Source organism: Tenacibaculum sp. 1B UA (assembly GCF_033978845.1).
GTDB lineage: Bacteria > Bacteroidota > Bacteroidia > Flavobacteriales > Flavobacteriaceae > Polaribacter.
This window is the reverse complement of the sequence record NZ_JAKVUA010000016.1, coordinates 46523-58049: the sequence shown is the minus strand read 5'-3', so window position 1 is coordinate 58049 and position 11527 is coordinate 46523. Positions and strand designations below refer to the sequence as shown.

The following is an 11527-nucleotide window of genomic DNA, read 5'->3' as shown; positions in this document are numbered from 1 at the left end:
GTTTGATTAAAACTAAATGAGAGTGAAGTTACTTTATAAAGGAGTGAATTTTATTATTTTGACAACAAAGGCATATAACATTTAAAATCTTCATTAAAAACCTCTGTTTTAAATGACTTTACATTATAAAATGCGTAGAAATTACTTAAATACCCTAAACCTACACTATAACTTGCTTCTTTCTTATTTTTTCTTGGATTATAATTGTTACTTACCATTATCTGGTCTTCTTCAATTAAAACTTTAATAAAAAGAGGGTTTTTCTTTGTTATTTCATTATGTTTAATAGCATTCTCAACCAATGTTTCTAATGCTAAAAAAGGAATTTTTTTTGATAAAGCTTTTCCTCCACTATGATCTACAACAGATAGATTTATACTATTACTAAATCTGATTTTTTGCAAAAAGAAATATTGCTCTAAAAAATATAACTCTTCTTTTACCGTTGCTAAATTAGCTTCTCTTTCTTTTAATAAGTACCTATAAACTTCAGATAGTTTTAGTACAAACTGTTGAGATGTTGTTTTATCTAAACCTATTAAAACATGTAAAGAATTTAGGGTATTGAATAGAAAATGAGGGTTTAATTTTTTTCGCAACTGACTTAACTGTAATCGTGCATTTTTTTGTTGATATTGTTCGTTACTTATAGCCAATCGTTTTCTTTCTTGCTCGTACTGAAGCGTTTTTAAATATTGATTCCTTAGCTGATTTCTAGAAAAAGCAAATATCAACATAAAGGTTAACAATGCTAACAAACTCATCCACAGTAAATATTGTTTAATATCGTTAACAGATTCTCTAATTGAAATATTTAAAGGGAAACTTGTTATTAAAATTAACTCAGAGTTACCTACTTGTAACACATCATAATATCTTACCACTTCTAGGTTTAAATACTCTGATTTTACTGTTACTTTTATTGGCTTATTATTTTTAAATTCACTACTCTTCGTTTTTTTAATTATGTTTTGGGGTGAAATAGTATTAAAAAATGTCTTTTCATATTTTCCTATGTAATTAGTATCTGGATGCAACACACAAACACCTGTTTTATCTGTTACAATAACATACCCTCCATAAACACTATATTTTTGTGAAAAATAACTCCAATATTTTAACAAATTAATACTGTAGCCATATACTATTGTAGTATCATCTGGTTGTTTGCTTATAATAATTTTTTGATAGTATGTAGTATTGTTTAATGTTAAAACAACCTCAAAGACTTGACTCTCTTTTTTTAATTTTCTAATTCTATGTAGCGTTTCTTCTTCAAATTTTTTTTCTCCTAAAAAAGAAGTATATATAATCTCATTTTCTTTAAAAAAATAAATAAAACTTACATCAATCATTTCCTCAGAAAAAGCTAGCTCACTATTAAAAATCAACCTATTTTTAAGTTGATCTCTCTTTAAAACAGTACTATTTTCTAAAATATTTTTTGCTCCTGAAATAAACTTATCAAACTCGTTAAAATCAAATTGCAGTACCCCTCTCTTCTCTCTTAGGTTTTGGGTTGTTGCTTCTTCTACTAACCTCTCTGCTTCTGACGTAATTTTATTTGTTATTAATTCGTATCCAATAAAAAATAACATTATTAACGATACACTTACCAGCAGGTAGTATTGATGTTTTCTTTTTTTTAATGGAAACTTCATAAGAACTAATTATCCAACCATTTTTTAAACTCTTTAATTCTTTGAGCACTCACTAAAAGCATCTCTTCTACATTTAAGTTTGGTTGTAATTCTATTTTTATACGATTATTACTGTATTTTGATATGTTATTAATCGCTGAATGCTGTAAAATATATTTCCTATTAATCTTGAAAAAGTATTTTTCAGATAGCTCTTCTTCTAAACTAGAAATTGTTCCGTCATAAAGATAACTTTCGTTATCAAAAGTAAATAAGAACAAGTATTTTCCCTGTGCCATAAAATAAGCTACATCTTCTCGTTTTATAGAAATAGATAAACTTCCTTTTGACACCAAAAAACGTTCTTTTTCTTTTTGATGCTGTATTTTGCTATTCATTTGCAATAGTAATTGCTCTAGCTTATCAGTATACCCTTTATTTTCATTAAGGTTTATGTATTTTTCTATCGCTTTGTTAAGTAACTCTTCACTATAGGGCTTTAATAAGTAGTCTATAGCAAAAAACTGAAAAGACTTGATTGCATACTCGTCAAAAGCTGTTGTAAAAATAATAGGAATTGAAATTTTTAAATTCTCAAAAATTTCAAAACTATAACCATCACCAAGGTGAATGTCACTTAAAATTAAATCACAGGTGTTTTCTTTAAGCCAAAGAATTGAATCTTCTACACTTTCCAACCGCTTTTTTACAGAAATTGGATAAGGACTTTTCTGCAATAAGTTTTCTAAAGAAGTTGCTGCTAAATCTTCATCTTCAATTATTACTACATCTAATATTTTCATTTACTTTATAGAGATTTAAGAGGGTTCTCCAAAAGTATTAAATTATTTTTATCTTTAACTAAAGGTTATGTTTATGCTAATTTATAAAACAAATAGCGTTTTCTTGTTTGACTATCATATTGTATTTTATTAATTTAGCTACGAAAAATAACACCTACACTTAGGTAAACACCTTTGTTATGAGTATTGAAAAAGAAGAAAAATAGTATGTCAGGAAAACCAGTCGCTGTTTTAGGAAGTAATCATCAATGCCCAATGTGTAGTGGATCAACACCACATGTTGGAGGCCCTATTACCAAAGGAGAATCAAATGTTTTAGTAAACGGAAAACCTGTGGCAACCATAGGAAGTGCTTGTACCTATTCTGGCCCTCCAGATGTAGTTGTTACAGGAGCTCCTAACATTCTTGTTAATGGAAAACCCGTAGCTGCTGTTGGAGATATGACAGCACATGGTGGAGTTATAATTTCTGGAGAAACCAATGTTATTATTAGCAGCGGTACAATTACACCTCCTAAAGTAGCTGCTTCAATTGAGCATATTCCTTTTCCTACAATTACCATTAAAGATCGTTTAGGAGCTTCCGTTACTGGTAATAGTAAAAAACTTAAAGAAGCTGAAAAAAATCAAGAAAAGATAAAAAAACTAGCAGAAGAAACTCAAGAAGAAAAAAGAGAAATTACCCTTACAACAACCTATCCTCTTGATGAATTAAATGAATATGCCAAACAATTTGGAGCTTCTTTTTTTATGTATGCTATGCAAGCTATTTTTGGAGAATCTGCACAAGGAAAAAACCTCCCTTTACATGCTTTTGATTATTTATATAGAGATTTAAGTGAGCAAAAGGTAGAAATGCCTGAAATAAAAATACATACCGGCAAACACCCAGAAGCAAAATACAAGTCTAGTGAAAATACAATATGGATTGCTCAATACCTTATTATAAAAGCTACAGAAGAAAAAGATATTGAAGCCATGGGAAAACTGTTTCATGCTATAATGGAAGAGTTTGGCCATTTTATTGATTGGCAATTACGAAATCATTACACTACACTTGGGGGCGATGCGAAACTTGATGAAGGTGCTGTTTTTGGCTACTGTTTAACCACATTTAATATTTTTGAAGAAGATACCATTAATTTTGGCACTGCTACTATTGATGGTACTACCTATAAGTTAAAAATAGAACTTACCGAAATTAAGCAACAAATAAACGAGCTTGTAACCCAAGAACGCATTAAAAGAGATGAACAACAAGACGACGAAGAATACTTCTCGGCAGGTAAAAAAACACTAAAACAAGCAGGCGGGTTTACCCATTATGGTATTGAAGAAGTTTTACTAGATAAAGAAATTTTAAAGAGCGCAGAAGACTTAAACTACATTTACTTAGGTAACTTATTAAGAGATTGGTCGCAATTAATTACTCCTAGTACCGAACGTTATACAAAAGACCAAAAAGACTGTATCGCCGAATCGCTTGGGCTTACAGATGAAGAAAAGAAAACTTTTTTTGGCTTAGAATTTTTAAACCCCATTAAACTTTCTAGAAAACACCTGTCTTTTGTTATAGAGCTTATTGCCTGCCACGAATTGGTTGGTGACGACTTAAAAAAAGAACAAATTGGCTCGGGTAGTGGTGATAAATGGATTGATGTAAACCCCAAAAAAATTACAGACACCGTTGCTGAAGCAACTAGCGATAGCGCTTCCATTAAACAGTGGATTGTAAGTAAAAGTGAAGACTTAGGTATAAAAGCAATTAAGTTTTCTGCAGAATATTATATCTTCAATAAATATTTTCCTAAAATTACCTCAGACTTAATTGGGGTATATCGCCCTGAAGAACATATTGACAACCCCATGGGTGCCTGTGTTGTTGACCTAGAAAAAAACGAGTTTCTCTATTGGCCTACTAACGTAGATCCTGGTATTAACAATTATTTTGGGATGAAAAATTACATTCGTAATTACGATCCTGAAAAAAATAACAACGAAGCTTTTAAAACTACTGAAAACGGTGTAAAACCCCAAACACAAAAACTAACAACTGCTAGTGCTTATTTAACAACACAGTTACAAAAAAGCTTTGCAGCACATAAACAAGGAAATAAAAAACTATCCTTACTACATTTTGGTAACGCTATGCATACCATTGAAGACTATTTTGCGCACTCTAATTTTGTAGAACTATCTTTAATTAAATTAGGGTATAGTGAGGTAATTCCTTGGGTAAACCGTAACGATCCCAAAGCGAAAACTTTTAATAAAACACCACGTACGGTAGATGCTTTTGACAACCGTCTTGAAAACGAAAACTATTTTGATAGTAAAACAAAAATTGACGATTACAGTCTCGATAAATTATACACCACTTATCCAGAAGCCAAAAAACCTATTTTAAAAAATAAACATTCTTTTTTGTTTGAAAAAGGAGGCGCAGCATATGAGTTTATCTACAAAAAACTCACAATTCCTCTTAGTGGCGAATTGCATATTTTAAGAGGAGCTACCTATATAAAAGATAAAAAACGCGCGGGTGATTATATAAACCATTTACCTATAGTTACGGGTAAATTTGGTACGTTAGATATGATTCACTCACTTTCCGATAAAATAGAAGGTATGTTTAAAACCAAATCGTTTTCTTGGAAAGACGCAATATCATCTGAATGGGAAGGAAAACCCGTAGTACGAATTATAGATTTATTGGTACTTACTGTTTTAACTGATTTAAAATACGCACAAGAAACAGAAGATCCTAAAAACAAAAAACACAAAGGAGTAAATTATGCTACCATTATAGAGTTTTATGAGTACGTTATTACCTTTAGGGGCGTTGTATTAGGAGTACTAGAAAAAGCGAAAAGAGGAAAAGGTTGGTTAGCTGTGGGTGCTTGGATACTAATATCTATAATAAACATCTTAGAAAAAGCGTTACTGAATGTAGTTAAAAAAACAATACAATATATTATACACGGTATAGCTATTGGCATAAGAGAAACACAAAACTTACAAAAATTAGATACCAACCCTACCCATACACAAATTGCCAAAGACGAAATGGAACATCCCCTACATCTATTAGCAGGGAATTTGGCGCGAATTGCAGTTGCTGATATTGGTATGCAGTATGAAAAATTTAAACTTGGATTTACTACTAGTGATAATGTACTCAATATTGCTAGAGAATATTTATCACATCCTGCTGATGTAGATTGGATGAATGTAACCACTATGAAGTGGGCAAGTACTCATATAGGTAAGATAAAAGATTCTGAGAACAAAGGCTATCTCGACGCTTTTCAAAAAAAGCACCACGAACATATTGAAAAGTTAAAGGATAGTAGCTACAAAATTTTAGAAGAAATTTCAGAAGGAATGGAAGAGTTAAAAAAATTGTATGAAAAAGCAAAAGATATGGAAGAAGATTTAAAAATATCGAAAACCATAAACGAACAATTAAACAACATTAAAAAATTATTTAAGTAACTATGTACAAATATTTATCGTACCTCTTAATTATTGGACTGTTTACCCAATGTAACGGACAAACAAAAAAAAATAATATGGAAGCTAACAGTATAAAAAATCAACTTAAACACTTTAACAACCAACAACATCGTTTAGAGTTTAAAGAAGAAAAACTATTTTACAACAACCAGCATGTCAAACTAGACCAAAACATGGCATACTACGAAGCTATTTTTGGTAAGGATTATGATACAAAGAGATACGGAACAATTATTCGTTACAAAAACATTCCCATATCTATGAACAAAGGCATTGACGACCAAGTAGACAACATTCGCATAGAACTGTATTATTACAACCAAGAAATGCTTAATCATAAATCAGATAACGAAACTTGGGGGTTTCCTCCTAAAATTTTAGATAACGATTATATGTTAATTGACGGTGTACCTCTTAATAAAGACACCGATATTGAAGCTTTTAACAGACTACTGGCAAAGGCAAAAAAAAGAACGTTTAAACAAAAGTTTGAAGGAGCAAATTCTGTTCAAAGAGGTTATTTAGGAGATAAAAACATATACGTATCATTTGGAGAATTATCTAATTTAGATTTTATTATGTATAGTGATGGTGCGACAACTTCTGATTAGAAAACATTTTGTTATGAAAAAAATTTTTATATTATTTTGCGCCATTATGTGCACCCAGTGCAACGGACAAAACAAAGAAGCTAACAGTATAAAAAATCAACTTAAACACTTTAACAACCAACAACATCGTTTAGAGTTTAAAGAAGAAAAACTTTTTTACAACAACCAGCATGTAAAACTAGACCAAAATATGGCGTACTACGAAGCCATATTTGGAAAAGATTATTTGGTTAACGATCGAGGTAGAATTATAGATTATAAAAACCTCCCCATTTCTATGAATAAAGGTATTGACGATCAAGTAGACAACATTCGTATAGAACTGTATTATTACAACCAAGAGATGCTTAATCATAAATCAGATAACGAAACGTGGGGGTTTCCTCCTAAAATTTTAGGTAACGATTATATTTTGATTGATGGTGTACCTCTTAATAAAGACACCGATATTGAAATCTTTAACAAAATACTTGCCAAAACAAAAAAAAGAACGTTTACACAAAAATTTGAAGGAGTTCCTGCCGTAGAAAGGGAATATTTATCTATTGAGTCTCCTTTAGAGAATATACATATATCATTTGGAGAATTATCTAATTTAGACTTTATTATGTATAGTGATGGTGCAACAACTTCTGATTAAAAAACAGCTATTAGTACTATGAAAAAACTTTTTATTTTCTTTTGTGTCATTGGGCTACTTACTCAATGCAACGGACAAACAAAAAAAAATAATATGAAAGCTAACACTATAAAAAATCAACTTAAACATTTTAACAACCAACAACATCGTTTAGAGTTTAAAGAAGAAAAACTATTTTATAATGACACGCATGTAAAATTAGACCAAAATATGGCGTACTACGAAGCTGTTTTTGGTAAAGATTATACAATTAACTCAATTGACATTGTAGTTTATAATAACCTCCCCATTTCTATGAATAAAGGTATTGACGATCAAGTAGACAACATTCGTATAGAACTGTATTATTACAACCAAGAGATGCTTAATCATAAATCAGATAACGAAACTTGGGGGTTTCCTCCTAAAATTTTAGATAACGATTATATGTTAATTGATGGTGTACCTCTTAATAAAGACACCGATATTGAAACCTTTAACAGACTACTTATTGATGCTAAAAAAAGAACGTTTACACAAAAGTTTGAGGGGGTTAATGCAGTTGTTAGACAATACTACAAACCTGATAGTTATGGTGAAACCATTTCAATATCCTTTGGAGAACTATCTTCTTTAGACTACGTATCCTATAGTGATGGTTCTACCAGTTCTGATTAAAAATTAAATAGTATCCCTATGAAAAAACTTTTTATTTTCTTTTGCGCCATTATATGCACCCAGTGCAACGGACAAACCAAAGAAGTCAACAGTATAAAAAATCAACTTAAACACTTTAACAACCAACAACATCGTTTAGAATTTAAGGAGGAAAAACTATTTTATAATAACACACATGTAAAACTAGACCAAAATATGGCGTACTATGAAGCTATTTTTGGTAAAGATTATATTCTTGGTGATTCATACGGAGATATAATTAAATACAACAACATTCCCATTTCCATAAACAAAGGTGCCGATGACATTATTGACAACATTCGTATTGAACTGTATTATTACAACCAAGAAATGCTTAATCATAAATCAGATAATGAAACGTGGGGGTTTCCTCCTAAAATTTTAGATAACGATTATATGTTAATTGACGGTGTACCTCTTAATAAAAACACCGATATTGAAGCTTTTAACAGACTACTTATTGATGCTAAAAAAAGAACGTTTACACAAAAGTTTGAGGGGGTTAATGCAGTTGTTAGACAATACTACAAACCTGATAGTTATGGTGAAACCATTTCAATATCCTTTGGAGAACTATCTTCTTTAGACTACGTATCCTATAGTGATGGTTCTACCAGTTCTGATTAAAAATTAAATAGTATCCCTATGAAAAAACTTTTTATTTTCTTTTGCGCCATTATATGCACCCAGTGCAACGGACAAAACAAAGAAGCTAACAGTATAAAAAATCAACTTAAACACTTTAACAACCAACAACATCGTTTAGAGTTTAAAGAAGAAAAACTATTTTATAATGATACACATGTAAAGCTAGACCAAAATATGGCGTACTATGAAGCCATATTTGGAAAAGATTATTTGGTTAACGATCGAGGTAGAATTATAGATTATAAAAACCTCCCCATTTCTATGAATAAAGGTATTGACGATCAAGTAGACAACATTCGTATAGAACTGTATTATTACAACCAAGAAATGCTTAATCATAAATCAGATAATGAAACGTGGGGGTTTCCTCTTAAAATTTTAGATAACGATTATATGTTAATTGACGGTGTACCTCTTAATAAAGACACCGATATTGAAGTTTTTAACAGAATACTGGCAAAGGCAAAAAAAAGAACGTTTACACAAAAGTTTGAAGGAGTTCCTGCCGTAGAAAGGGAATATTTATCTATTGAGTCTCCTTTAGAGAATATACATATATCATTTGGAGAATTATCTAATTTAGATTTTATTATGTATAGTGATGGTTCTACCAGCTCTAATTAAAAATTAAATTTACTATATAAAACCATTAAGTATGGTTGAGTCAACCATAAAAACTAAATAAATACTATGAAAATTATTAATTTACTCTTATCAATTTGTTTTGTGTCCTGCATGTCACAACAAAAACTAACTAAAGAAGAATATTTAAATGTTATAACTGTTAGTCTTATAAATAATTTTGATACTAATTTTTTAAATACTATAATTCAAGAACAAAAAACTTCTACTTCATTTAATAAAATCAATAGCACTATAGACAAAAGCTTAAAAGAACTTGAAAGCCTAGAGGATATAAAAAATGATTTTGGTCTTAAGCATGAAAGCATTCAAATACTTTTATCTTTTAAAAAATTTGTAAAAGAAAGTCAGCTATTGATTTCGAAAATAGAACAACAGAATAATGAATCTATGTCTGATGTCAATACAGACAGTATTAACACAGAAATTAACAAGCTAGGTGAAAGTTTCTCTGAATCCAAAATATTGATTGACGATTTTTTAGAAATGATGAACAAATACGAAGATTTTAATCAAAAAGTTTTAAAATTCTGTAAATTTCATAAAGTAAAAATACCAGATTATGTACGAAACTAAAATAGTTTACTACAACACATAACACTGTCCAAAAAAGAATGAAGCTTTAAAAATGATATAGTTATATTTTTAAAGAGTAGTAGTACAGTTATAAAAGATAAATTACAACACTCGCTTTGCTTTAATAAAAGCACGTTTCCAATAATTCTCATGTAGTGAGGTTACAATTACCCCTCGTGATGTAGTTGAGTGTATAAAACGAATATCTCCATTATCTACAGAAGTTACCAACCCTACATGATTTACTCTTCCTCTTTTTCTTGAGGTTTTAAAAAATAACAAATCTCCTCTTTGAACTTCTCGTAAAGAAATATTTTCTCCTTGTAAATACATTTGATGAGACGTTCTTGCGATAGGCATGTTTCGTTGCTTAAACGAAGTAAAAATCAATCCTGAACAATCCATTCCTCTTTTTGTCATTCCTCCAAAACGATATGGCACACCTTTATAAGTAACTGCTGTCCATACTATTTTATCTGCAACTGTAACTTTACTTGACGATTTAGTTGTTGCTAAATGTGTCTTTTTCTTAACTTTTGCTACTTTTTTTGTTCTTGTTTGGTATGTATTACTTACATTTTTTGATGACCCACAAGAAATCATTAAAAATGATACTATACATATAAATAAGATTTTTTTTATCATGCTATTCTTTACTTTTTAATCCAGCAACAATCGACTTCGCTGTTTTTTCGGAGGCTCCTTTACCTCCTAATTTTTGCTCCAAATCAAAGTATGACAAAAATAATTTCTGACGATGCTCTGATTCTAAAATACGTGTTAATTCGTGCTCTAAATTCTCTTTGGTAAAATCATTTTGTATCAACTCTTTTACCACTTCTCTATCCATTATTAAATTTACTAACGATATATATTTTAATGTTATTATTCGCTTAGCTATTTGATAAGAAATATTACTTCCTTTATAGCACACTACCTGAGGCACTTTAAACAAAGCTGTCTCTAAAGTTGCTGTACCTGAAGCCACTAAAGCAGCATGTGAAACACTTAACAAATCATAAGTCTTATTATTGATGAATTTCACATTCATATCTCCAATAATTTCTTTGTAAAACTCATACGATTGACTTGGTGCTCCTGCCACTACAAACTGATACTGTGGAAAATCTTTTACCAATGAAAGCATTACCGATAGCATTTTTGTTATTTCCTGCTTTCTACTTCCTGGTAACAGTGCTATCACCTCTTTATGACCCAAGTTGTATTCTTTTCTAAACTTTTCGATAGAAACTTGTTCCCTTCCTGCAATTCCATCAATTAAAGGATGCCCTACAAAACGAACATTATAACCATGTTTTTTGTAAAACTCTTTTTCAAACGGAAGAATAACAAACATTTGATCAATGTCTCGCTTAATATCTTTTACTCTGCCCGCTCTACTTGCCCAAACTTGAGGTGAAATATAATAGTTGGTTCTAAAACCTTGTTTTTTTGCCCACTTAGCTATACGAAGGTTAAAACCTGAGTTATCAATAAAAATTATTACATCAGGGTTAAATTGAGTAATATCTTTTTTACAAAAAGAAATCATTCCTAAAATCTTTCGTAAATTCATCAACACCTCAACAAAGCCCATAAAAGCACGCTCTTTGTAATGCTTAACAAGTGTACCGCCAACTTCTTGCATTAGGTCACCTCCCCAAAAACGAATGTCTGCTTTCGGATCTTCCTTTAACAAGGCCTTCATCAAATTAGCTCCGTGCAAATCACCCGAAGCTTCACCTACAAGAATGTAATATTTCATGTATTAAA

At 30.5% G+C, this 11527-nt stretch carries 11 protein-coding genes; 7 read left to right on the top strand and 4 right to left on the bottom strand.

What is annotated here, in order from left to right; genetic code table 11:
• Positions 1-53: 53 nt before the first annotated feature.
• Together MK851_RS12270 and MK851_RS12265 are read right to left on the bottom strand one after the other, a co-directional pair.
• A complete protein-coding gene (locus tag MK851_RS12270; protein ID WP_320244206.1) occupies positions 54-1661 on the bottom strand; it encodes a histidine kinase in 1608 nt (535 codons plus the stop codon).
• 5 nt (positions 1662-1666) lie between these two features.
• The gene (locus tag MK851_RS12265) at positions 1667-2443 is read right to left on the bottom strand and encodes a LytTR family DNA-binding domain-containing protein (protein ID WP_320244205.1); all 777 of its coding nucleotides are present in this window, start codon (positions 2441-2443) and stop codon (positions 1667-1669) included.
• Between the two features lie 207 nt (positions 2444-2650).
• Between MK851_RS12265 and MK851_RS12260 the strand changes: the two genes are divergently transcribed.
• The 7 genes from MK851_RS12260 to MK851_RS12230 all read left to right on the top strand — a co-directional run bounded on the left by MK851_RS12260 (position 2651) and on the right by MK851_RS12230 (position 9754).
• Entirely contained in the window at positions 2651-5938 is a 3288-nt protein-coding gene (locus MK851_RS12260) for an HET-C-related protein (protein WP_320244204.1), read from the top strand.
• A 2-nt stretch (positions 5939-5940) separates the two neighbouring features.
• Positions 5941-6570 carry a hypothetical protein gene (locus MK851_RS12255; protein ID WP_320244203.1) on the top strand — a complete coding sequence of 210 codons (630 nt, stop codon included), beginning with the start codon at positions 5941-5943 and terminating at the stop codon, positions 6568-6570.
• A gap of 13 nt (positions 6571-6583) precedes the next feature.
• On the top strand, positions 6584-7210 hold the full coding sequence (locus MK851_RS12250; protein WP_320244202.1) for a hypothetical protein: 627 nt from the start codon (positions 6584-6586) through the stop codon (positions 7208-7210).
• Between the two features lie 93 nt (positions 7211-7303).
• Positions 7304-7867 (top strand): hypothetical protein, encoded by a 564-nt coding sequence (locus MK851_RS12245; protein WP_320244201.1) that lies wholly within the window; start codon positions 7304-7306, stop codon positions 7865-7867.
• 18 nt (positions 7868-7885) lie between these two features.
• The gene (locus MK851_RS12240) at positions 7886-8515 is read left to right on the top strand and encodes a hypothetical protein (protein WP_320244200.1); all 630 of its coding nucleotides are present in this window, start codon (positions 7886-7888) and stop codon (positions 8513-8515) included.
• Positions 8516-8533: 18 nt separating this feature from the next.
• Positions 8534-9160, top strand: a complete 627-nt coding sequence (locus MK851_RS12235) for a hypothetical protein (protein WP_320244199.1) — start codon at positions 8534-8536, stop codon at positions 9158-9160.
• Positions 9161-9226: 66 nt separating this feature from the next.
• On the top strand, positions 9227-9754 hold the full coding sequence (locus MK851_RS12230; protein ID WP_320244198.1) for a hypothetical protein: 528 nt from the start codon (positions 9227-9229) through the stop codon (positions 9752-9754).
• A 102-nt stretch (positions 9755-9856) separates the two neighbouring features.
• Here the strand turns inward: MK851_RS12230 and MK851_RS12225 are convergent, their stop codons facing one another.
• Both MK851_RS12225 and lpxB read right to left on the bottom strand, forming a co-directional pair.
• Positions 9857-10399 carry a C40 family peptidase gene (locus tag MK851_RS12225; RefSeq protein WP_320244197.1) on the bottom strand — a complete coding sequence of 181 codons (543 nt, stop codon included), beginning with the start codon at positions 10397-10399 and terminating at the stop codon, positions 9857-9859.
• A gap of 1 nt (position 10400) precedes the next feature.
• Positions 10401-11519 (bottom strand): lipid-A-disaccharide synthase, encoded by a 1119-nt coding sequence (gene lpxB, locus MK851_RS12220; protein ID WP_320244196.1) that lies wholly within the window; start codon positions 11517-11519, stop codon positions 10401-10403.
• Between the last annotated feature and the right edge of the window lie 8 nt (positions 11520-11527).